The organism is Antarcticimicrobium luteum, from assembly GCF_004358185.1.
Lineage (GTDB): Bacteria > Pseudomonadota > Alphaproteobacteria > Rhodobacterales > Rhodobacteraceae > Antarcticimicrobium > Antarcticimicrobium luteum.
Map to the genome: position 1 here is coordinate 328,654 of NZ_SMUV01000074.1, position 22,814 is coordinate 351,467.

Genomic DNA, 22,814 nt, shown 5'->3' on the forward strand with positions numbered 1-22,814 from the left:
GCCCGCCATCAGCCGATGACCCAGTCGTCGTCGTGATTGAGCGCCCCGATCGCCATCCAGGCCACGCGGATGCGCGCAATGCGGGTGTCGAGCCAGGTCCGGAACACGATCTCGCAACCCTCGTTGGTGACATTGTCGACCAACAGCTCGGTGCGGACCGCCGAGGCCGTATCCGCGTCGAGCAGCGAGACCGAGACATGAACCGCGGGCGGCGCGCGGAACGGCTCGCCAAAGCGGATCGCGCGGCGCCGTTCGCGGGGGCCCTCGCCGGTCCACATCTCGCCGCCGTCCTCGAAATCGGCAAACAGGGACACGTCGCCCTGATCGATGCCGATGAGATGGTTTTCCAGTTTCTTCATTCCGTTCCATGACTCTGTTCGCGGGTCGCCACAGCAAGCCTTTCCAGGCTGGTTTTGTCAAAATAAAACCGGCCCCGCGAGGGGGCCGGTCTGAATGCCTTGCGCCAGAGAGGACTCAGACGATCACAGGCTCATGTGATCGCCCAGGGCCTCCATGTCGGCGAGCAGCTTGGCCGCGTCGTCGACGATGCTCGGATGCGCGTCGGGCGCGCCCTTGGCCGCATCATGCGCGGCGCGGGCCTCGGCGACCAGCTCATCGAGATGCGCACGGGTCACCTCGGTCACCGGGATCGCCTTTTCGGCCAGAACCGACATGGTGTCGCTGCCGATTTCGGCAAAGCCGCCGGTCACGACGAACTCGGAATTGCCTTCCGGGCTTTCGATCCGCAGCACGCCCGGGCGCAGCGTGGTGATGAGCGGGGCATGATCGGGCATCGCCGTCATGTCGCCATCGGCGCCGGGGATCTGGACCGCGCTGGCGCGGAGCGACGCCAGGCGGCGCTCCGGGCTGACGAGGTCGAATTGCATTGTATCTGCCATGAGGGCGCTCCTTAAGCGGCGTCAGCCGCCATCTTTTCGGCCTTGGCGATCACTTCGTCGATGCCGCCGACCATGTAGAAAGCGCCTTCCGGCAGATGGTCGTATTCACCGGCGACAACCGCCTTGAACGATTTGATGGTGTCTTCCAGCGGCACCTGCACACCGTCCGAACCGGTGAACACCTTGGCCACGTCGAACGGCTGCGAGAGGAAACGCTGGATCTTCCGGGCACGGGCCACGGTCAGCTTGTCCTCTTCGCTCAGTTCGTCCATGCCGAGGATGGCGATGATGTCCTGGAGTGATTTGTAGCGCTGCAGGATACCCTGCACGTCGCGCGCCACCTTGTAGTGCTCTTCGCCCAGGATCGCCGGGTCCATCAGACGCGAGGTCGAGTCGAGCGGGTCCACGGCGGGATAGATGCCGAGTTCCGAGATCGCACGCGACAGCACGGTGGTGGCGTCGAGGTGGGCAAAGGTCGTGGCCGGGGCCGGGTCGGTCAGGTCGTCCGCGGGAACGTAGACGGCCTGGATCGAGGTGATCGAGCCGGCCTTGGTCGAGGTGATGCGTTCCTGCATCTGGCCCATGTCGGTGGCCAGCGTCGGCTGGTAGCCCACGGCCGAAGGAATACGGCCCAGAAGCGCCGACACCTCGGAGCCCGCCTGGGTGAAGCGGAAGATGTTGTCGACGAAGAACAGAACGTCGGTCCCGGACTGGTCGCGGAACTGCTCGGCCAGGGTCAGGCCGGTCAGCGCGACACGGGCACGTGCCCCCGGAGGCTCGTTCATCTGACCGTAGACCAGGGCCACTTGGCTTTCCGACAGGTTGTCCGGCTTGATGACGTTGGATTCGATCATCTCGTGATAGAGGTCGTTGCCCTCGCGGGTCCGTTCCCCCACGCCAGCGAACACCGAGAAGCCCGAGTGCACCTTGGCGATGTTGTTGATCAGCTCCATGATCAGAACCGTCTTGCCCACGCCGGCGCCGCCGAACAGGCCGATCTTGCCGCCCTTGGCGTAGGGGGCCAGCAGGTCGACCACCTTGATGCCGGTGACCAGCACTTCCGATTCCGTCGACTGTTCGGAGAATTCCGGGGCCGGCTGGTGGATGGCACGGGTTTCCGTCGCGTCGACCGGACCCTTCTCATCGACCGGCTCGCCGACCACGTTCAGGATGCGGCCCAGGGTCGCGTTGCCCACCGGCACCGAGATCGGCGCGCCGGTATCGGACACCAGCTGACCACGGACCAGACCTTCGGTCGCGTCCATGGCGATGGTGCGCACGGTGCCTTCGCCCAGGTGCTGGGCCACTTCCAGCACCAGGCGCTTGCCATTGTTGTCGGTTTCCAGGGCGTTCAGAATCTCGGGCAGGTGGCCGTCGAACTGCACGTCCACAACGGCGCCAATCACCTGAGTGATCTTGCCTTGTTTGTTTGCCATTGTTTCGTCTCCGGTTCTTTTACAGGGCTTCCGCGCCCGAAATGATTTCAATCAGCTCGTTGGTGATCACGGCCTGGCGCGAGCGGTTGTACTGGATGGTCAGCTTGTCGATCATCTCGCCCGCGTTGCGGGTCGCATTGTCCATCGCACTCATCCGCGCGCCCTGTTCCGAGGCGCCGTTCTCGAGCAACGCGCTGAAGATGGCGGTCGCCACACCCTTGGGCAGAAGATCGGCCAGGATGGCCTCTTCGTCGGGCTCGTAATCATAGAGCGTGCCCTCACCCGCGGCCTCCTGATCGAAGGTCGCCGGGATGATCTGTTGTGCGGTCGGCACCTGAGTGACCACGTTGACGAACTCCGCGAAGAAGATCGTCGCAACGTCGAACTCGCCCGCGTCGAAGCGGTCGAGGATGTCCTTGGCGATGCCCTGCGCATCGGCATAGCCGACCCGCTTGACCTCGGTCAGATCGACGTGACCCACGAACAGACTGCCGAAATCGCGTTTCATCGCGTCCCGGCCCTTCTTGCCGACGGTCAGGATCTTGACCGTCTTGCCCTTGGCCTTGAGCGACGCCGCGTGCTGGCGCGCCAGTTTGGCGATATTGCTGTTAAAGCCGCCGCACAGGCCCCGCTCGGCCGTCAGCACGATCAGGAGATGAACCTGATCGCTGCCGGTGCCGCGCAGAAGTTTGGGGGCGCTGTCGCTGCCCCCGACCGAGGCGGCCAGCCCCGCCATCACGGCATTGAACCGTTCGGCATAGGGGCGGGCCTCTTCGGCGGATTCCTGGGCGCGGCGAAGTTTCGCCGCGGCCACCATCTGCATGGCCTTGGTGATCTTGCGGGTCGATTTGACCGACGCGATCCTGTTTTTAAGGTCCTTGAGATTTGGCATTGCCTTATCTCCCCTTAAGCGAAATCAGCGGCGAATTCGTCGAGCGCAGCTTTGACACGATCAGCGGCGTCGCCTTTGATCTTGGGATCTTCGGAGGTGATCCATTCCAGCAGATCCTGATGCTTGCCGCGCAGGTGCGCCAGCAGACCCGCCTCGTAGCGGCCCACATCGCTGACATCGACCTTGTCGAGATAGCCGTTGGTGCCGGCGAAGATCACGCAGACGATCTCGGCGTTGGTCAGCGGCGAATACTGCGGCTGCTTCATCAGCTCGGTCAGACGTGCGCCACGGGCCAGCAGCTGCTGGGTGGCGGCGTCGAGGTCCGAGCCGAACTGGGCAAAGGCCGCCATCTCGCGGTACTGGGCCAGCGACAGTTTCACCGGACCGGCAACCGAGGACATCGCGCTGGTTTGCGCCGAGGAGCCCACGCGCGACACCGACAGACCGGTGTTCACGGCGGGGCGGATGCCCTGATAGAACAGCTCGGTTTCCAGGAAGATCTGGCCGTCGGTAATCGAGATCACGTTGGTCGGAATGAACGCCGACACGTCGCCACCCTGGGTTTCGATGATCGGCAGCGCGGTGAGCGAGCCCGAGCCGAAATCCTCGTTCAGCTTGGCCGAGCGCTCCAGCAGGCGGGAGTGCAGATAGAACACGTCGCCGGGATAGGCTTCACGCCCCGGCGGACGGCGCAGCAGCAGCGACATCTGACGATAGGACACGGCCTGTTTCGACAGGTCATCGTAGATGATCAGCGCGTGCTTGCCGTTGTCGCGGAAATACTCGGCCATCGCGGTGGCGGTATAGGGCGCCAGGTACTGCATCGGCGCCGGCTCGGACGCGGTCGCGGCCACGACGATCGAATAGTCGATGGCGCCGGTCTCTTCCAGCTTCTTCACCAGCTGGGCGACGGTCGAGCGCTTCTGACCGATGGCGACGTAGACGCAGTAAAGCTTCTTGCTCTCGTCGTCGCCCGCGGCGTCGTTATAGACCTTCTGGTTCAGAATGGCGTCGAGCGCCACGGCGGTCTTGCCGGTCTGACGGTCGCCGATGATCAGCTCGCGCTGGCCACGGCCGATCGGGATCATCGCGTCGACCGATTTCAGGCCGGTCGCCATCGGCTCGTGCACCGATTTACGCGGGATGATGCCGGGGGCCTTGACGTCGGCCACGCCGCGCTGGGTCGAGGCGATCGGGCCCTTGCCGTCCAGCGGGTTGCCGAGACCGTCAACGACGCGGCCCAGCAGCTCGGGGCCGATCGGCACGTCAACGATCGAGTTGGTGCGCTTGACGGTGTCGCCTTCCTTGATGGCGCGGTCGGAGCCGAAGATCACGATGCCGACGTTGTCGGCCTCGAGGTTCAGCGCCATACCCATGATGCCGCCCGGGAACTCGACCATCTCGCCGGCCTGAACGTTGTCGAGGCCATACACACGGGCGATACCGTCACCGACGCTGAGCACGCGGCCGATCTCGGCCACCTCGGCGTCTTGACCAAAATTCTTGATCTGGTCCTTCAGGATCGCAGAAATCTCTGCAGCTTGGATACCCATTTATCCGACCTCTTTCATTGCATTCTGGAGGGAGTCGAGCTTGGAGCGGATCGAGGTGTCGATCATCTTCGAGCCGACTTTAACGACAAGACCGCCAATGAGGCTTTCATCGACGGTCGCATTCACATTCACGGTCTTGCCCACGCGGGCAGTCAGCGTCTTGGCCAGCTTCTCGGTCTGCGCCTTGGTCAGGGCCTTGGCCGAGACCACGTCGGCGGTCACTTCGCCGCGGTCCTCGGCGATCAGCGCGCGCAGGGCGGCGATCAGCTGAGGCACGACGAAGAGGCGGCGTTTCTGAGCCATCAGCGCGAGGGACTTGCGCAAGACTTCTGCGATCCCCATCTTTTCGGCCACGGCGGTGATCGCGCGCTCCTGTTCGGCGCGCGAGTAGATCGGCGAAGACATCAGATCGCGCAGTTCGGCGCTGCCGTCCAGCGCGGCGGCCAGATCGTTGAGGCCGGTCTCGAGACCGGCAAGGTCGTTATTCTCTTTCGCGATCTCAAAGATCGCGGTGGCATAGCGCTCGGCGATGCCCGCGGAAATCGAAGCTGGTTCGGACACGTCCACCCTTCCGACATTTGGCCCCGGCTGGCCGCAAGACGAGCGTCCGGGGGCGTGAAAAACGACCCGCCTTTCGGCAGGTCATCAAAATCAGCGTGGAGATAGCAGAGCGCACCCAGCCCCGCAACAACCTATAGCGATAACAGCCATCCCCATTATCCCCCTGTTTTCATGCCGTTAGCCGAACTGCGACGGTTTGCACGAAATCCGGGCGAAAAAAAACGGCGTTTTTGGGCGATTCCTGACGGCACGGGCGGGACAATTACCGCGCGACGGCGGTCGATCAGGCCGGTTTGGCCAGCCCGTCCAGCGCCTTGATCGGGCGTTTGGCAAGATCCTTGACCACCGAGCCGTGCGGCGGCTGCACCCGTTTCGAGGCCTCGACCATCAGCACCCCACCGACCAGAACCGTCGGCAGATGCCGCCCCATCCGCTCCATCAGCGCGCCGGAGCGCAGCCAGAAGCGACGGGCCGAGGGCGGCTGATACAGCGCCGCGCTGTGACGTTCGGGCAGGAACTGATGCTGCTTGAGCTGGGATTCGAGCTGACCCAGCGAATAGGGCCGCCCGTAGCCAAAGGGCGTGCGGTCGCTGCGTGACCACAGCCCGCCCCTATTGGGTACGATGAACAGCGCCTTGCCCCCCGGCCCCAGCACCCGGAAACATTCGTCCAGCAGATGCGAGGGGCGTTCGGAGGTTTCCAGCCCGTGCATCACCACCAGTTTGTCCACATGGCCGGTCTCGATCGGCCAGAGCGTCTCTTCGCACATGACCGAGACATTGGGCATCCCCGCCGGCCAGGGCATCACCCCCTGCGGCCCCGGCATCAGCGCCACCACCCGGCGCGCATCGGCGAGATAGGGACGCAGCAGCGGCACCGCGAATCCGAATCCGGCGACGGATCGCCCCTTGGCCTCGGGCCACAGATCCAGCATGGCCCCACGGATCGAGCCCTGCGCCGCCCGGCCCAGCGTACTGCGGTAATAGAAATTGCGCAGATCCTGCACATCGAGATGCATTGCGGGCGCCCGTTTGATCGGCCAAGCTGGGGGCAGTTTAACAATGACACCCCGCATTGAAAGGGCGAAAGACCATGCCTCTGGAGATCCTCACCGTTCCCTGCCTGTCGGACAATTACGCCTTTCTGGCCCATGACGCGGTGCGCGGCGAGACTGCGCTGATCGACGCGCCCGAGGCAGGCCCGATTCTTGCGGCGCTGGCGGACAAGGGATGGAGGCTCAGCCAGGTGCTGCTGACCCATCACCACTGGGACCATGTCGAGGGTCTGGCCGAGATTCTGGCCGCCCACCCCGCCAGGGTGACTGGGGCCGCCGCCGACGCGCACCGGCTGCCGCCGCTCGACGTTCAGGTGTCCGAGGGGGATTCCGTACAGATCGGCGGCGAAACCGGACAGGTCATCGACGTGCCCGGCCACACCGTGGGGCATATCGCCTATTACTTCGCCGACAGCCGCGCGGTCTTTACCGCCGACAGCCTGATGGCGCTGGGATGCGGCCGGGTGTTCGAGGGCACCATGGCGCAGATGTGGGACTCGCTGTCGAAACTGGCCGCCCTGCCCCCCGAAACGGTGGTCTATTCCGGCCACGAATACACCCAAGCCAACGGCCGGTTCGCCGAGACCGTCGACCCGGACAACCCCGCCCTGAGCCAGCGCCTGCGCGACATCGCAGCGGCGCGCGCGGCCGGGCGGCCCACGGTGCCCTCAACGCTGGCGCTGGAACTTGCGACCAACCCCTTCCTGCGCGCGGGCGATCCCGGGATACAGAAACACCTGGGCATGGACGGGGCCGACCCGGCCGCGGTGTTCGCCGAGATCCGCGGCCGCAAGGACCGGTTCTGACGCCGGGCACAGAGACGCCTGATCAGAGGAAATCATCGGCCGTCAGGACACCGGTGAAATCCGCGATCTTGATCAGGTCCGAGGCGCGGCCGTAGTCGATGAAGGTATGGCCGCTCCGTTGAGCGATCGAGAGATCCGCGAAGGCCGTGCCGGCAATCTCGATGCGGTCAAGCCCGTGCTCGAAGCCGCGCAGGACGTCGTTGCGTGCGGCGTCGAGATCGGGGCCAAGGCGGGAAATTGTATCGAGATCGGAGAAAAAAACAGAAAGCGCGTCTGAAGCAACCGCCATGAAATCACACTTTACAACACCAACTGTGAAAAAGTGCCGCAGACGAACACAGACCGGTCCGGCGCGGCAAACCTCTGGCGCGCGGGCCTATCGCGCGGATCCGACAGGTGATTTCCCACGTGGTCGGGGTGGCGATCCTCCGCGTGTGCCCGCCACCGGGGCCGTTCGCCAGTGCCACGCAACGGCCCTTTGGGCCCGAATGGCATCAAAAGTGATACAGAAAATGCAGAAAAACCTTGAAGCTGCGCCCTGATCAACCAAACTCTAATGGTATAAAGACATGGTTGGCCCGGGGCATCGGCGCCTGACGCCTTCTCCCTCCCGACCCAGATCAGAGGAGCACCAACGTGCCTTCATTCTCGAGCACCCTTGAACAGGCCATCCACGCTGCTTTGGCACTCGCCAACGAGCGGCGCCACGAATTCGCCACGCTGGAGCATCTGCTGCTGGCGTTGCTGGACGAACCCGACGCCACCCGCGTCATGAAGGCCTGCAGCGTCGATCTGGGCGAGTTGCGCAGCACCCTTGTCGAGTTCATCGACGAGGATCTGTCCAATCTTGTCACCGATATCGACGGCTCCGAGGCGGTGCCGACCGCCGCCTTCCAGCGCGTGATCCAGCGCGCCGCGATCCATGTGCAAAGCTCGGGCCGCACCGAGGTGACGGGCGCCAACGTTCTGGTCGCCATCTTTGCCGAGCGGGAATCGAACGCCGCCTATTTCCTGCAGGAACAGGACATGACCCGTTACGACGCGGTAAACTACATCGCCCACGGCGTGGCCAAGGATCCCGCCTTTGGCGAATCCCGCCCGATCCAGGGCTCGACCGAGTCCGAAGATGATGTTCACAGCGCCATGCCCGAAGCCGACCAGAAGGAAAGCGCGCTGGGCAAGTACTGTGTCGATCTGAACGCCAAATCGCGCGAGGGGGCGATCGACCCGCTGATCGGCCGCGACCAGGAGGTGGAACGCTGTATCCAGGTGCTGTGCCGCCGCCGCAAGAACAATCCGCTGCTGGTGGGCGACCCCGGCGTTGGCAAGACCGCCATCGCCGAGGGGCTGGCGCGCAAGATCGTCAAGGGCGAGGTGCCGGGGGTGCTGGCCCATGCCACGATCTATTCGCTCGACATGGGCGCGCTGCTGGCCGGAACCCGCTATCGCGGCGATTTCGAGGAGCGGCTGAAGGCGGTGGTGAACGAGCTTGAAGAACATCCCGACGCGGTGCTGTTCATCGACGAGATCCATACGGTGATCGGCGCCGGCGCCACCTCGGGCGGGGCGATGGACGCCTCGAACCTGCTGAAACCGGCGTTGCAGGGCGGCAAGCTGCGCACCATGGGATCCACCACCTACAAGGAGTTCCGCCAGCACTTCGAGAAGGACCGCGCGCTGTCGCGCCGGTTCCAGAAGATCGATGTGACCGAGCCCAGCGTGGACGACACGGTAAAGATCCTCAAAGGCTTGAAGCCCTATTTCGAGGAGCATCACGGGGTAAAATATACCGGCGACGCGATCAAGACGGCGGTGGAGCTGTCGGCACGCTACATCAACGACCGCAAGCTGCCCGACAAGGCGATCGACGTGATCGACGAGGCAGGCGCGGCGCAGCATCTGCTGGCCGAGAGCAAGCGGCGCAAGACCATCGGGACCAAGGAGATCGAGGCGGTGGTCGCCAAGATCGCCCGCATTCCGCCCAAGAACGTCTCCAAGGACGATGCCGAGGTGCTCAAGGATCTGGAAAAATCGCTCAAGCGCGTGGTGTTCGGCCAGGACCAGGCGATCGTGGCGCTGTCCAGCGCGATCAAGCTGGCCCGCGCCGGTCTGCGCGAGCCGGAAAAACCGATCGGCAACTATCTCTTTGCCGGGCCGACCGGCGTGGGCAAGACCGAGGTGGCCAAACAGCTGGCCGATACGCTCGGGGTGGAGCTGCTGCGCTTCGACATGTCGGAATACATGGAGAAACACGCGGTCAGCCGCCTGATCGGCGCGCCGCCGGGCTATGTCGGGTTCGATCAGGGCGGCATGCTGACCGACGGGGTCGACCAGCACCCGCATTGTGTGCTGCTGCTGGACGAGATGGAAAAGGCGCACCCGGACGTCTACAATATCCTGCTGCAGGTGATGGACCACGGCAAGCTGACCGACCACAACGGCCGGACGGTGGATTTCCGCAACGTGATCCTGATCATGACCTCGAACGCAGGGGCCACCGAACAGGCCAAGAGCGCAATCGGGTTTGGCCGCGACCGCCGCGAGGGCGAGGATACGGCCGCCATCGAGCGGACCTTCACGCCGGAGTTCCGCAACCGTCTGGACGCGGTGATCTCCTTTGCGCCTCTGCCCAAAGAGGTGATCCTGCAGGTGGTCGAGAAGTTCGTGCTGCAACTGGAGGCGCAGCTTCTGGACCGCGGCGTGGCGATCGAGCTGACCCGTCCGGCGGCTGAGTGGCTGGCGGACAAGGGCTATGATGACAAGATGGGCGCGCGGCCGCTGGGCCGGGTGATCCAGGAATACATCAAAAAGCCGCTGGCCGAGGAACTGCTGTTCGGCAAGCTGTCCAAGGGCGGCGTGGTCAAGGTCGGCCTGAAGAACGGCGCGCTGGATCTGCGGATCGAAGGCCCCGGAAAGCCGCGCCTGTCGGGCAACAAGCCGCCGCTGCTGACCGCTGAGTGATGCGGGCGGCGCTGACCGCCCTTTGCCTTTCGCTCGCCGCGCCCGTCGCGGCGGGCGATTTCGCATTGGGCCTGCCGATCGCCTGCGATCCGGGCGAAACCTGCCATATTCAGCAATATGTCGATGCCGATCCCGGGCCGGGGGCGCAGGACTATCGCTGCGGCACACTCAGCTATGAGGGCCACAAGGGCACCGATTTCGCGCTGACGGATCTGTCGGCGATGGTGGCCGGCGTCGATGTTCTGGCCGCCGCGCCGGGGGTGGTGACCGCGCTCCGCGATGGCATGGTCGATGGCGCCTTTTACCAGGGCGACGAGACCGCGGTGGCCGACCGCGAATGCGGCAACGGCGTTGTGATCGACCATGGCAACGGCTGGGAGACCCAGTATTGCCATATGCGGCGCGGCTCGGTTCGGGTGACCAAAGGCAACCGCGTCGCCCGCGGCGCGGTACTGGGCGCGGTCGGGCTGAGCGGCAAGAGCCAGTTTCCCCATGTCCACCTTTCGGTGCGGCGCGACGGCGTGGTGGTCGATCCGTTCTCGCCGGGGCAAACCGGCTGCGGGCTGCCGGCCGGGCCGGGTCTGTGGCACCAGGCGCCGGCCTATGAACCCGGCGGGCTGCTCGCGGTCGGGTTTGCGGCCGGCATGCCCAGCTATGACGCGATCAAGGCGGGCCGCGCGGCGGTCGACGGGCTGGCGCCGGATGCGCCGGCGCTGGTGCTCTACGGGTATGCCTTCGGCGGGCAGGCCGGCGATGTGATCCGGATCGTGATCGACGGCCCCGAAGGGACAGTCACCGACCAAAGCGCCGAGCTGGAGAAAGATCAGGCGCAGTTGTTCCGCGCCGCGGGCAAGCATCAGCCACAGGGTGGCTGGCCTGTGGGGCGCTATAACGGCAGCGTTCAGCTGCTGCGCGACGGGCAGGAGATCGACCGCGAAGAGGTCGGGATTACCATCGAATAAAGCTGGTGCGGATGACCGCGCATGGCTGACAGCCGTGCCGGACGGAGAGGACGTTGGGGGTAACGTCTTGCCCGGCCCGGAATAAAGGCGCGTTGCGCCGCCGGGCAGCGCCTTTTGGCGGATGTGCGCAAAGGGTTCGACGTCGCCTTTCGCGAGGGGATCGCACCGGGCGGGCGGCGCAATCATCGCCGCATCCGGAAAAGGGCCTGATGCCCCCTATTTCTCGGTCAGTTTCAGCTCGATCCGCCGGTTCTGCGCCCGCGCCTCGGGCGTGTCGGCGGGATTGACAGGCTGGTATTCCCCGAACCCGTTGGCCGAGAGCCGGCCCGGCGGGATGCCATGGGCATCGACCAGATAGCGCACCACAGACAGCGCGCGGGCCTGGCTCAGTTCCCAGTTGTCGGCGAATTCGGCGCCGGGCCGTATCGGCACATCGTCGGTATGACCGTCGACGCGGATCACCCAGTCGATCTCATCGGGGATTTCACCGGAGATGCTGCGCAGAATGCGGGCGATCTTGTCGATCTCGGCGTTGCCGGCGGCAGAGAGTTCCGCCTCGCCCGGGGCGAACAGCACCTCGGAGGAGAAGACGAACCGGTCGCCCTGAATCCGCACCCCCTCCTGCGTGCCCAGCACCTCGCGCAGCCGGCCGAAGAATTCCGAGCGATAGCGCTCAAGATCCTTGGCCTGTTGCTTGAGCTGCTCGGCCTCTTCGGCGCGCAGTTTGGCCTCGGCCTCCAGCCGCTTGCGCTCGGCCTCTTCCAGCAGGCGCCGCTTACGCTCTTCCGAGGCGGCGCGGGCCAGCGCGGTGTTCAGATCCTGGCCCAGGTTCTGCAACTGCACCTGCTGCACCGCGTCTCGGTCCTTGTAGTCGTCCAGCAGCGCCTGAAGCTCGCCAAGCTGGCCGCGCAGCGCCGCGACCTGCTGGTTGAGCAGCGCGGTCTGCCGCTGCGCCGAGTTTGAAATCTCTTCCTGTTTGGCCAGCGACTCGCGCGCCCTGGCCAGCAGGATGTCGCGGGCCTCTGCCTCGGAGAGGCGTTCGGCCGCCTGTTGTTCGGCCGCGTCGCGGGCGGCCAATGCCGCCAGAAGCCGACGCTGCAACGCGTCGCGGTCGCTGCCGGCGGCCTGCGCCTGTTCCAACGCCTCCAGTGCCCGGGCCAGCCGCGCCTCGGTCTCGGCGCGGTTCTGGTCGGCCTGATCAACCCCGGCCCGGGCCGCGTTGAGGGCAGCCTGCGCGGCGCCGAGATCGGCGCGCGCCTGGGCCAACTCGGCCTCGAGCGCGCCGACCTTTCCGGCGCCTTCGGCCCGGACCGTTTCCATCTGCGCCAGAACCCGCTCCAGCCGCATGGCAAGCTCGTCCCGGTCGGCAGCCCCGGCCCGTGCGGTTTCCAGATCGGCGAGCATCGCGCCCAGCTTTTCGTCCAGCGCGTCGCGGGCGGCCTCGGCGGCGGCCAGCAGGGTCAGGGTATCCTCGGCGTCCTTGCGCTGACGTTCCAGTTCCATCGTCATCGCGGTCAGCTCGGCGTCGGAATTCTTCAGCCGCTCGCGCAGCGCCTCGGCCGCCGCCGCCTCGGTCAGGCGGGCCTGTTCCTCGGCGCTGAGCCGGCTTTCAAGATCCTCCACCCGCGCGCTCAACGCCTGCGCCGCAGCCGTCTTGTCGGCGCCATCTTTGCGCAGATCGGCGACTAGCGCCTCCAGCGCCTCGCGCCGGGCGGCGGCCAGCCGCGCCGCCTCGGCCTGAGCGTCGATCTCCGCGCGGTGGCTGGCCAGCGCAAGGTTCAGCGCCTCCTGCTGCGACAACAGCTCGGCCTTTTCCCCCTCCAGCGCGGCGACCTGGCCCTCGGCCCGGGTCTTGTCCGCCAGCAGCGCCGCGACCTGTTCCTCGAAACTGGCGATACGGCCCTGCGCCGCCGCCAGCGCCGCGGTCTGGCGATCGCGTTCGGCGGTGAGCGTGGCGATCATCGCGGTGCGCTGGTCCAGCTCATTGCGGGTCTGCTCCAGATCGTCCCGAGCCTCGTTGAGGGTCGCGCTCAGGGCGCCCATCCGCGCCGAAAGCTGGGCATTGCGCCGCTCTTCCAGGCCCAGCGCCGTGGCCAGCGCGTTGACCTCGGCCGACAGCGCGTCCAGTTCGCTCTCCTGGCCCGAGATGGTCTCGCGCAGCACGAACATGACCACCATGAAGATGGTCAGCACGAACATCAGCACCAGCAAAAGCCCGGTCATCGCATCGACGAAACCGGGCCAGATCGACCCCTGGAAGCGTTGGCCGGTGCGGCGCGACAGGGCCATGCCCTACTCTCCTGCCTCATCTGGTTTGGCCGGCCGGCCCGGGCGGCCGGGTCGGGCGGCGGCGGCCCGGGACGGCGCCAGCGCCTTGATCAGGATGTCGATATCCTTGCGCAATTCGGCCATGCTTTCCTGCCGGCCGGCGGAAATCTCTTCGAGGATGCGCAGCATCTGCACGTCGATCGAGCGCAGGCGCATCCGGCTTTCGGCGTCGATCCCCTCGCCCGGGCCCTGGTCGCGCATCATCTCGATCAGGGTCTCCTGTCCCAGCGCAACCCGCTCCAGCGCGGCGGCGGTGCTTTCGGTCTGATCGAGCCGGTCGTTCATCTGCCCGATGGTGTCGACCAGATCGCCCAGCTTGCGGTCCACTGCGGCGCGGCTTTCGTCGGACCGGGTGAACATCTGCTGCAGCGCCTCCATCTGCTCGGACATGTGCTCCAGCACCCCCTCAAGCACGTTCGGGGCGCTTTCCCCCTCGTCGCCCGAGGAGAAGCCGAGGCGCGTGATCGAAGACAGCCATTCCTCGAGCTCGCGGTAGAACCGGTTCTGGCCATGGCCCGCGAACAGCTCCAGCAGCCCGACCAGCAGCGAGCCGGCCAGCCCCAGCAGCGAGGAGGAGAACGCCACCCCCATGCCGCCCAGCTGCGCCTCCAGCCCGGTCATAAGGCGGTTGAACACCGCGATCCCCTCCTCGCCCTCTTTCGGGGCAAGGCTGCGGATGGTGTCGACCACCGCCGGAACGGTTGTGGCCAACCCATAGAACGTGCCCAAAAGACCAAGGAAAATCAGCAGGTTGACAATATATCGGGTGATCTCGCGCTCTTCGTCGATCCGCTCGGCGACGGAATCCAGGATCGAGCGGGTCGAGCTGGAATTGAGCTGCATCCGGGCGCCCCGCGCGCGCAACAGCGAGGCCAGAGGCGCCAGAAGCTGCGGCGGGCGCATGTCCTCTCCAGCCTCGCCGGCGACGAAGAGTTCGATCCAGCGCACCGAACCGACCAACTGGAACACCTGCCAGAAACAGGCCAGCACACCGATGAGGAAGACCGCGGCGATAAACCCGTTGAGATAGAGGTTGGCCAGAAATACCGGCAAGACCCGCGGAAGCGCGACGAACGCCCCGAACCCGGCGAGCCCGAAAGCGATCAGCATCAACATAATCTGGCGCACCGGCTGTGAAAACTGCGGCCGGGCTTCGCGGTCTCGCTGCACCATCTGGCGGGCGTCCTGACTTTCTCTGCTCTGCGGCAAGCCTATAGAAAAATCACAGGCAAGGCCAAGGCTTTATGCCGTCAGCGCGCGGACTCGCCGCGCCAGCCAGTCCAGATCCGGGTCACTCAGACCGATCTCGGTCAGATGGCGGGCGGTGTTGTAAAGGTACTCGGTATTCGGCCCGCGCCCGCCCACCGCGCGGGCGATGATCCGCGCCTGATCCTCCAGTTCCAGCCCGCCGCAATACTGGTCGTGATCCGGGTCGACCACATAGGTCACCGCCTCGACGGCGGGGCCGCCGGGCATCTGGACCTCAACGCGTTTTTCGAGATAGGCCGAGGAAATCAGCTCGCGCTCGCGCAGATAGGCCAGCGTTCGCTCTTCCTGTCCCTCGGCCACGGCCAGCGCGAGCCCGGCACAGCGCGCGCCCGGGGCGGCGTCGAGCGCCAGCACAAGGCCAGGCTCGGCCTCGGTGCCGCGATGGTGGATCGAACGCATGCAGAACGACCGGTGAAAGTCCCGAAGCTGCGCCACCTCGCGCCGGGCCACGTCAAAGCCCGGGTTCCAGAGCAGCGATCCGTATCCGAACACCCACATCGTCATGCGGCTTTCCCCTGACTGTTCCCGCCCCCCTGTAAACACCAGAACCGGGGCGGGAAAAAGGGGGCCGCGCCAGGGTCCGTCAGCGGCAATAGGGGCCGCTGCGATAGCGGGCGACATCGACGTGGAAATGATCGCGGTGATACCCGTCGGCCTTTGGTCCCAGCACGGTACCGAACGGGCCGCAGGCCGTTTTCCAGACCTCTCGAAGAGGTCGCAGCGTGGTGCCCCGGCCCCAGCCCTTGAGCACGGTGATCACCTCGCCGTCGCGCATGGTAAAGGCCGAGATGTCGATCGCCTGCGCCCGGCCGTGTTCCGAGATCTTTGCGCCGGGGCGGTTGTTGCGGGTGCGGCAGGCGTAATGGGCGGCGACGCGCATTTCGACCACCGGACCGCGACGGCGGAAGGCGGGCTTTACCCCCCGCTCCACCCAGGTTTTCAGCGCGCGAGCGGTGTCGCAGGTCATGATCGCCTGCTGGCTCAGTCGCACGCCGGCCACCTCGCGCACGCGCACCGTATCGGTGGCTCCGCAGCCGCGCAGTTTGCCCTTCACCGCGCCCAGCTTGTCGCCCTGGATGTCGATGTCGCCGCAGACCGATCCCTTGCGCCGCTTGAGCCGTTTGAAAAACACCTTTTCCTCCAGCCCGTCGGGACGCGACAGCGGCAGCGGAGAGCGGTCGGGACTCAGAAACGGCAGGCTGGCCGGGCGCACCGCCGCGCTGGTCACCTGGGCCGAGGGCGGGCGCAGCCTTGGCGACCGCTGCGGTGGCGGCACCGGCGCCGCGCCAGCCACCGGCGCCGTCTCTTCGGGACGCGGGTGCGGGCGCAGTGCCGGCAGGGCCGCCTCGTCCGGAGCCGCCTCGTTCGGCGCCGCCTCAGCGGATCCGCGCAGCGGCGGGCGCGGCGACTGGTCCGGCGCGCGGGCGAACGCAGGCTGCTGCGCCAGCAGCGACAGGCCGAGCGTCAGAGTCAGGCCCAGCGCCGCCGCCAGCCGGCGGCCGGTCATTTCCCGGCCCTTTTGGCGCGACCGAAATCGGGGGCATCGGTATCCTGCCCGGCCTCGATGATGCCCCGGCGGATGGCGCGGGTGCGGGTGAAATAATCGAACAGATGCTGGCCGTCGCCGGTGCGGATGGCGCGTTGCAGCGCGAACAGCTCTTCGGTGAAGCGGCCGAGGATCTCCAGCGTCGCGTCCTTGTTGGTCAGGAACACGTCGCGCCACATGGTCGGGTCCGAGGCCGCAATGCGGGTGAAATCGCGGAAACCCGCGGCGGAGTACTTGATCACCTCGCTGTCGGTGACCCGGCGCAGATCGTCAGCGACACCCACCATCGTATAGGCAATGAGGTGCGGCGCGTGGCTGGTGACCGCGAGGACCAGATCGTGATGCTCGGCGTCCATCTCGTCGACATGGGCGCCCATCCCCTCCCACAGGGACCGCAGCCGCGCCACCTGCCCGGACGAGCGGCAGTCCACCGGAACCAGCAGGCACCAGCGGTTGTCGAACAGCTCGGCAAAGCCGCTTTCGGGGCCGGAATGCTCGGTGCCCGCCAGCGGGTGGCCGGGGATGAAATGCACACCCTCGGGCAGTTCCGGCGCCACCGCGTCAATCACGTGTTTCTTGACCGACCCCACGTCGGTGACCGTGCAGCCGGGCTTCAGTGCCGCGGCGATCTCGCGCGCAACCGCGCCCATGGCGCCGACCGGCACCGCCAGCACCACCAGATCGGCGTCCGCGACGGCCTCGGCGGCGCTGTCGCAGACCCGGTCGCAGAGGCCGATGCGGCGGGCGGTCTCGCGGGTTGCCTCGCTGCGGGCATAGCCGGTCACCTCGCCCGCCAGCCCGCCGCGTTTCATCGCCCAGAACATCGACGAGGCGATCAGCCCCAGTCCGATCAGGGCGACACGATCATAGATCGGGGCGCTCATGCCTGCTCCCGCCATCTGGTCAGGGTCTCGATCACCCGGCCGGTCTGTTCCTCATCGCCCACGGTGATGCGCAGCGCCTCGGGGAAACCATAGCCGGTGACCCGGCGCAGGATGATGCCGTCGTCTTGAAACATCTGATCGACCGCCGTCGCCTCCTCGGCGTCGGCAAAACGGGCCAGAACGAAATTGGTATGGCTGTCGTCGCAGGCCACCCCAAGCTGCCGGATCGCGCCGACCAGCCGCGCCCGTTGCTGCGCGTTGAGCGCGGTGCAGGTTTCGACCCAGTCGCGGTCGCGCACCGCGGCCTCGGCCACCGCCAGCTGCACCCCGGACAGGTTGAAGGGCTGGCGAATCCGGGTCATCACCTCGATCAGCTCCCTGGGTCCATAGCCCCAGCCGATCCGCAGCCCGCCCAACCCATAGACCTTGGAGAAGGTGCGGGTCATGATCACGTTGGGCCGCGCCCCGGCCAGCGCCGCGCCGCCGTCGAACCCCTCGGCATATTCGGTATAGGCGCCGTCGATCACCAGCAGCACATGCGCGGGCAGGCCATCGGCCAGCCGGTCAAGTTCGCCCGCGGGCAGGATCGTACCGGTCGGGTTTCCCGGGTTTGTCAGCAGCACGATCCGGGTCTTGTCGGTCACCGCTGCCAGAATGGCGTCGACGTCCACCCGCCGCTCGGCCTCGGGGACGCAGACCGGCGTCGCCCCGGCCATATGGATCAGCACCGGATACATGGAAAACCCGTGTTCGGTGTGGATGATCTCATCCCCGGGGCCGGCAAACGCCTGGCAGACGAATTGCAGCACCTCGTCCGAGCCGACGCCGCAGATGATCCGCGCCGGGTCGAGGCCGTGCACCTCGCCGATCGCCTGGCGCAGATCGGCATGGTCGGTGGAGGGATAGCGATGCAGGGTCTTCGCCGCCTCGGCCAGGGCGGCCTGGGCCGAGGGCGGCGCGCCCAGCGGATTCTCGTTGGAGGACAGCTTGAGCACATCCGTCCGCCCGCCGATGGTGGCCTTGCCGCCCTCGTAGAGGGCAATGTCCATGATACCGGGCTGCGGTGTGATCTTGCGCATTCTCGGGGCTCCTTGCTGGGCCCCGTTCTATCGTCCCCGCCGGTCAGAGAAAAGCGGCAAAGCTCACGCCGCGGCGGCCTTGCGCAGCCGGAACTGCGCCGTCTCCGGGTCGACGTCATAGAGCGCGGCGTAACGCGGCGCCTGCGCGGCCAGTTCGGCGACGCTGTCGATGATATAGCGCACCGTCGCCTGCGTCATCATGTAGGACAGGTTCAGCCGCACCCAGCCGGGTTTCAAAAGCTCCCTGCCGGCGCGCAGATCGGCATGCAGCGTCTCGGACTCGGCCTGGCCTATCCCGAGCAGCCGGTGCGCATAGGGCCCCGCACAGGCGCAGCCGCCGCGCGCCTGAATGCCGTAGATGTCACTGAGCATCCGGGTAAAGAGCTGCTGATGCACCGGCGCGCCGTCCGGCCCGGTCACCCGGAAGGAAAAGATCGGCAGGCGCGGCGCCCGGCGCGGACCCAGAATGTCGATCTGCGGGTTGCCGTCCCATCCGGCCCAGGCCATGGCGGCATAGCGGGCCTCGCGCGCCCGGATCTCATCCTCACCCACCGCCGCCTTGACCAGAAAGGCCAGCGCGGCACGAATGTCGCCGATCACGTTGGGCGTTCCGGCCTCTTCGCGCGCGGCCAGATCATCGAAATAGCCGTGCCCCCAGGGCGAGACGAAACTGACGGTGCCGCCGCCCGGCCAGCTGGGCGCGCGCCGCCGCACCGATCCCCGGTTTACCACCAGCACGCCCGAGGCACCCGGTCCGCCCGGAAACTTGTGCGGCGAGACCACGATGGCAGCCTTGGCCACCGCGCCGTTGCCCCCCATGTCGATGGGCAGGTAGGGTCCGCCGCCAGCATAATCCCAGGCGGAAAGCGCCCCATGCTCCTGCAACAGGCGGGTGACCGGATCGGGGTCGGTCAGAAGGCCGGTGACATTGGAAGCGGCCGAAAAGCTGCCGATCTTCAGATCGCTGCCGGCATGATCCTGCAGCCGCGCGCGCAGATCGCCAAGGTCGACACCGCCCCCCGGCGCCTCGGCGATCTCGACCACCTCGGCGCGGCTTTCGCGCCAGGGCAGGATGTTCGAGTGGTGCTCATACGGCCCGATGAAAACAACCGGCCGGTCAGCCTCGTTCACTCCCCAGAGGCTGACCAGCCGGTTGAGACCCGCGGTGGCGCCCGACCCGGTGAAGATCACCGCATCGTCTTCCGTGGCGCCGACAAGGCGGGCAATCCGGGTCCGGGCCCCGGCCCGCAGCCGGGTGATGTAGGAACCGCAATAGGACGCTTCGGTATGGCTGTTCGCGTAGAACGGCAAAACCCGCCTGGCGACGAAATCCTCGACCTGGCGCATGGCGCGGCCCGAGGCCACGTAATCGGCGTAGACCAGCGGAACATCGCCCCCCAGGGCGGGGATGCGGATGCCCTCTCCGATCACGCCTTCGCGCAGGGTTCCGTCCCGGGCCTGGGCCTCGATTTCGGACTGGAACTGATCAAGGATCATCTGTGGTCTCCTGCGTCTGCTCCGGGATGATTACCCGGCCACAGCGCGGCGGGATCACCTATTTTTGCTGATTTCCCGGATTTTTTGTGTCATATGACCCGATATGAAAAAAAATACAGATCATATAGACCGCGCCCTGCTGCGCGCCCTTCAGGCCGACGCCAGCCTGTCCCAGCGCGATCTTGCCGACCGGGTGGGCATTTCGCAGAACGCCTGCTGGCGGCGGCTGAAACAGCTGACGGCCCAAGGCATCCTTCAGGGCTCGGCGGCCCGGTTGAACCGTCAGGCGCTGGGGCTGGATCTGGTGGTCTTCGTCATGCTGCGCACGCGGCACCACTCTGCCGACTGGCTGCGGACCTTTCGCCGCCACGTGCTGACCATCCCCGAGGTGGTCGATTTCCACCGCATCGGCGGAGACTACGACTATCAGCTGAAGGTGGTGACGCAGGACATGGCCAGCTATGACCGGGTCTACCGGCGGCTGATCGAAGGGGTCGAGCTGGACAGCGTGACCTCGTATTTCGCCATGGAGGCGATCGCCGAGGGCCGATCGCTGCCGCTGTGAGTGAAAACGGGAAAAGCCGCCCCGGCGGAGCGGCTTTCCAGAGATATGCAGAAGATCGGAGGCCCGGAAACCGGGCCGTCCCGGATCAGTTCTGCGCGTAGAATTCGATGACCAGATGCGGTTCCATCATCACCGGATAGGGCACATCGCCCAGCGCCGGGGTGCGCACAAAGGTCGCGGTCATCTTGGAGTGGTCGGCCTCGATATAGTCGGGCACGTCGCGCTCGGCCAGTTGGGTCGCTTCGAGCAGCGCCGCCATCTGCTTGGACTTTTCACGGACCTCGATCACGTCACCCTCTTTCACGCGGTAGGAGGGGATGTTGACGCGCTTGCCGTTCACCAGCACGTGGCCGTGGTTCACGAACTGACGGGCGGCGAAGACGGTCGGCACGAATTTGGCGCGGTAGACGACGGCGTCCAGGCGGCGCTCCAGCAGGCCGATCAGGTTTTCACCGGTATCGCCCTTGACCCGCTCGGCTTCGCCGTAGATGCGGCGGAACTGCTTTTCGGTCAGGTCGCCATAGTAGCCTTTCAGCTTCTGCTTGGCGCGCAACTGGATACCGAAGTCGGACAGTTTGCCCTTGCGGCGCTGGCCGTGCTGGCCGGGGCCGTATTCGCGGCGGTTGACCGGGGATTTCGGACGACCCCAGATGTTTTCACCCATCCGGCGGTCAATTTTGTACTTGGCAGAGGTGCGTTTGGTCACCGTCTGATCTCCTTCGTTTGTGGCGCCGCCCGGGGGCGGCTATGAAGGGCGTTGTCCTCTTGAGGTTTCCCCCATGACAGGCATCCCCTCGCGGGGGCCACCAACACCAATGAAGCCGCGCTTATATCGGCGGCGCGGCGAGAGTCAACAGCACTCTGCGCGAATGGCTGCCCCGGTTCGGATGCGACCGGCTCTTCGCTGCATGACCCGCGGTAATCTTCTGCTACAATCGGCCACGCCCAGGCGATCTTCCGACCGGACGTGTCTGGCCTTTGTTCTATCGAAAGTGAAGCCCATGCCAGCCTATGTGATTTTTGATGTCGAGATTACCGATCCCGACCGATACCAGGACTTCATGCTTGGGGTGAAACCGGCGTTGGAAGCCGCCGGCGCGAAGTACCTCTCTCGCGGCGGCGCGCATAAGGTCTACGAAGGCGACTGGGAGCCTCGCAGAATCGTCCTGATTGAGTTTCCGTCGCTTTCGCACTGGGAGGAGTTCTATAACGGCAAGACCTATCAGGATCTGAAGGCCATCAGGGATGCCTGCAGTTCCGCACGCCTTGTCGGAGTTGAAGGTCTCTAGCAACCGCCGCCCCTCAGGCGGACCAGCCGCCCTAGGCCGCCTCATGCATCAAGATCGCGGCCTCCGACCGGGACAGGTTGCGCCGCGCGAAGGGGCCGTAAACGTGCGGATCGGCCTCCAGCCCGGGCAGATGGTCCAGCAGACGGGCACGGTCCCGCTCGCCCAAGGTGCCCAGGTCGGCATTGGCGGGATGGAAGCTTTCGGTCTCCACCCCGTTGGCCACCAGGATCTCGTGATTGGGCAACAGCAGGTGCACATAGGTCACCTCGCGCATGGCGTGATCCTGGATCACCGTGTTGCCGTTGATCAGATCGCGCGCCGCGACCAGCACCTCGTCGGTGTTGAACAGCGCGTGGGCCGCCCTGCCCCGCACCAGCATCCGGTGCTCGGGCGAGACCAGCAGCGACTGGTCCGGGCGTTCGATGCCCAGCGATCCGGGCCGCAGTCGCACCGGCCGCAGATGCGGCGTCACCTTGAGCCGAGCCCCGGTGATCCGCCGGCTGCCGAGCCACAGCACCGGCTGCGCACCGCTGTCGCGGGTCTGGACATAATCGCCCTGCCGCAGATCCTCGACCCGGCGCAGACCCTTCGGCGTCTCCAGCCGGGTGCCCGGTGTAAAACAGATCACCCCTCCGCGCGTCTCATCCGACAGGCGCGGCGCGGGATCGCTCAACGTATGCCGCACCACCCAGAGATCGCAATGCCGTGGCGGCAACATGTCCAGGAACATCAGCAGCGGCGGCCGTTCCGGCCCGGCCGCTATCACGGTAACGGTATAGCTGCGGGCGCCGTCGGTGACGACAAAATACCGCTCCATCAGCGGATCGTCGACGTCCACCGCCGACAAATCGGTCGTCTTGCGCACCGCCGCGCCGACCAGGCGCCGCACCGTTCGCGCGGCGCGCTTGCGTATCTCGGCCTCTCCGTCCGCCCCGTCCAGTCGCAACAGCCCGTTCGGCCCATCCACCCGCACGGTATCCCCGCGCCAGGACCACGCCGCACCTGTTTCCAGGGCCTCCACGGGCGCATCTTCAAGCCCGTCGATCTCTGTCTGCGACCAAGAAATGACAAACGTGCCGCGAAAGCCCGTTTTCATCTGCCTGTATGCCTGCCTTGGTTTCTTGTTTTGCCAAACGTTAACAAACCGAAACGAAGGAAGGAAGAAGATTTGATTTCCGAGGTTTAGAGTGTGATCTTTAAGTGTCAGCCGCGCGCGCAAGACGCGCGCAGCCC

Annotated in this window: 22 protein-coding genes; 5 read left to right on the forward strand and 17 right to left on the reverse strand. The window is 66.1% G+C overall.

Annotated features, from left to right (window positions below; translation table 11 throughout):
• Nucleotides 1-8: 8 nt before the first annotated feature.
• The 7 genes from E1832_RS21675 to E1832_RS21705 form a co-directional block, all read right to left on the reverse strand.
• Entirely contained in the window at nt 9-359 is a 351-nt protein-coding gene (locus E1832_RS21675; RefSeq protein WP_133361866.1) for an H-type lectin domain-containing protein, read from the reverse strand.
• Between the two features lie 123 nt (nt 360-482).
• A complete protein-coding gene (locus E1832_RS21680) occupies nt 483-899 on the reverse strand; it encodes a F0F1 ATP synthase subunit epsilon (protein ID WP_133361867.1) in 417 nt (138 codons plus the stop codon).
• A gap of 11 nt (nt 900-910) precedes the next feature.
• The gene (atpD, locus tag E1832_RS21685; RefSeq protein WP_133361868.1) at nt 911-2,335 is read right to left on the reverse strand and encodes a F0F1 ATP synthase subunit beta; all 1,425 of its coding nucleotides are present in this window, start codon (nt 2,333-2,335) and stop codon (nt 911-913) included.
• A 19-nt stretch (nt 2,336-2,354) separates the two neighbouring features.
• Nucleotides 2,355-3,227, reverse strand: a complete 873-nt coding sequence (locus E1832_RS21690; RefSeq protein WP_133361869.1) for a F0F1 ATP synthase subunit gamma — start codon at nt 3,225-3,227, stop codon at nt 2,355-2,357.
• 14 nt (nt 3,228-3,241) lie between these two features.
• Complete coding sequence (atpA, locus tag E1832_RS21695; RefSeq protein ID WP_133361870.1) at nt 3,242-4,780, reverse strand: F0F1 ATP synthase subunit alpha; 1,539 nt, start codon at nt 4,778-4,780, stop codon at nt 3,242-3,244.
• Nucleotides 4,781-5,341 (reverse strand): F0F1 ATP synthase subunit delta, encoded by a 561-nt coding sequence (locus E1832_RS21700; RefSeq protein WP_133361871.1) that lies wholly within the window; start codon nt 5,339-5,341, stop codon nt 4,781-4,783.
• A gap of 283 nt (nt 5,342-5,624) precedes the next feature.
• Complete coding sequence (locus tag E1832_RS21705; protein WP_133361872.1) at nt 5,625-6,359, reverse strand: methyltransferase domain-containing protein; 735 nt, start codon at nt 6,357-6,359, stop codon at nt 5,625-5,627.
• A gap of 74 nt (nt 6,360-6,433) precedes the next feature.
• Between E1832_RS21705 and gloB the strand changes: the two genes are divergently transcribed.
• On the forward strand, nt 6,434-7,201 hold the full coding sequence (gene gloB / locus E1832_RS21710) for a hydroxyacylglutathione hydrolase (protein ID WP_133361873.1): 768 nt from the start codon (nt 6,434-6,436) through the stop codon (nt 7,199-7,201).
• Nucleotides 7,202-7,223: 22 nt separating this feature from the next.
• On the opposite strand, the gene E1832_RS21715 is transcribed toward gloB, so the two are convergent.
• Nucleotides 7,224-7,490 (reverse strand): hypothetical protein, encoded by a 267-nt coding sequence (locus E1832_RS21715; RefSeq protein ID WP_133361874.1) that lies wholly within the window; start codon nt 7,488-7,490, stop codon nt 7,224-7,226.
• Between the two features lie 347 nt (nt 7,491-7,837).
• Between E1832_RS21715 and clpA the strand changes: the two genes are divergently transcribed.
• Together clpA and E1832_RS21725 are read left to right on the forward strand one after the other, a co-directional pair.
• On the forward strand, nt 7,838-10,162 hold the full coding sequence (clpA, locus tag E1832_RS21720; protein WP_133361875.1) for an ATP-dependent Clp protease ATP-binding subunit ClpA: 2,325 nt from the start codon (nt 7,838-7,840) through the stop codon (nt 10,160-10,162).
• Entirely contained in the window at nt 10,162-11,124 is a 963-nt protein-coding gene (locus E1832_RS21725) for a M23 family metallopeptidase (RefSeq protein ID WP_133361876.1), read from the forward strand. Before clpA ends, E1832_RS21725 begins: the two co-directional genes overlap by 1 nt.
• Nucleotides 11,125-11,340: 216 nt before the next feature.
• Here the strand turns inward: E1832_RS21725 and E1832_RS21730 are convergent, their stop codons facing one another.
• The 7 genes from E1832_RS21730 to E1832_RS21760 all read right to left on the reverse strand — a co-directional run bounded on the left by E1832_RS21730 (nt 11,341) and on the right by E1832_RS21760 (nt 19,727).
• Nucleotides 11,341-13,413 (reverse strand): peptidoglycan -binding protein, encoded by a 2,073-nt coding sequence (locus E1832_RS21730; RefSeq protein WP_133361877.1) that lies wholly within the window; start codon nt 13,411-13,413, stop codon nt 11,341-11,343.
• A 3-nt stretch (nt 13,414-13,416) separates the two neighbouring features.
• Nucleotides 13,417-14,625 (reverse strand): biopolymer transporter ExbB, encoded by a 1,209-nt coding sequence (locus E1832_RS21735; RefSeq protein WP_133361878.1) that lies wholly within the window; start codon nt 14,623-14,625, stop codon nt 13,417-13,419.
• A 69-nt stretch (nt 14,626-14,694) separates the two neighbouring features.
• The gene (locus E1832_RS21740; RefSeq protein WP_133361879.1) at nt 14,695-15,225 is read right to left on the reverse strand and encodes a gamma-glutamylcyclotransferase; all 531 of its coding nucleotides are present in this window, start codon (nt 15,223-15,225) and stop codon (nt 14,695-14,697) included.
• A 79-nt stretch (nt 15,226-15,304) separates the two neighbouring features.
• A complete protein-coding gene (locus E1832_RS21745; protein ID WP_133361880.1) occupies nt 15,305-16,228 on the reverse strand; it encodes an extensin-like domain-containing protein in 924 nt (307 codons plus the stop codon).
• On the reverse strand, nt 16,225-17,151 hold the full coding sequence (locus E1832_RS21750; RefSeq protein WP_133361881.1) for a prephenate/arogenate dehydrogenase family protein: 927 nt from the start codon (nt 17,149-17,151) through the stop codon (nt 16,225-16,227). The genes E1832_RS21745 and E1832_RS21750 overlap by 4 nt, the downstream gene beginning before the upstream one ends.
• Entirely contained in the window at nt 17,148-18,230 is a 1,083-nt protein-coding gene (gene hisC, locus E1832_RS21755; protein ID WP_133361882.1) for a histidinol-phosphate transaminase, read from the reverse strand. Before hisC ends, E1832_RS21750 begins: the two co-directional genes overlap by 4 nt.
• 63 nt (nt 18,231-18,293) lie before the next feature.
• Entirely contained in the window at nt 18,294-19,727 is a 1,434-nt protein-coding gene (locus E1832_RS21760) for an aminotransferase class V-fold PLP-dependent enzyme (RefSeq protein WP_133361883.1), read from the reverse strand.
• Between the two features lie 103 nt (nt 19,728-19,830).
• Between E1832_RS21760 and E1832_RS21765 the strand changes: the two genes are divergently transcribed.
• A complete protein-coding gene (locus tag E1832_RS21765; protein WP_133361884.1) occupies nt 19,831-20,292 on the forward strand; it encodes an Lrp/AsnC family transcriptional regulator in 462 nt (153 codons plus the stop codon).
• 85 nt (nt 20,293-20,377) lie between these two features.
• Here E1832_RS21765 and rpsD read toward each other — a convergent pair whose 3' ends face one another.
• Nucleotides 20,378-20,998 (reverse strand): 30S ribosomal protein S4, encoded by a 621-nt coding sequence (gene rpsD / locus E1832_RS21770; RefSeq protein ID WP_133361885.1) that lies wholly within the window; start codon nt 20,996-20,998, stop codon nt 20,378-20,380.
• A gap of 295 nt (nt 20,999-21,293) precedes the next feature.
• On the opposite strand from rpsD, the gene E1832_RS21775 reads away from it, so the two are divergent.
• A complete protein-coding gene (locus E1832_RS21775) occupies nt 21,294-21,581 on the forward strand; it encodes a DUF1330 domain-containing protein (RefSeq protein ID WP_133361886.1) in 288 nt (95 codons plus the stop codon).
• Between the two features lie 31 nt (nt 21,582-21,612).
• Here the strand turns inward: E1832_RS21775 and E1832_RS21780 are convergent, their stop codons facing one another.
• Nucleotides 21,613-22,677, reverse strand: a complete 1,065-nt coding sequence (locus tag E1832_RS21780) for a Hint domain-containing protein (RefSeq protein WP_133361887.1) — start codon at nt 22,675-22,677, stop codon at nt 21,613-21,615.
• Between the last annotated feature and the right edge of the window lie 137 nt (nt 22,678-22,814).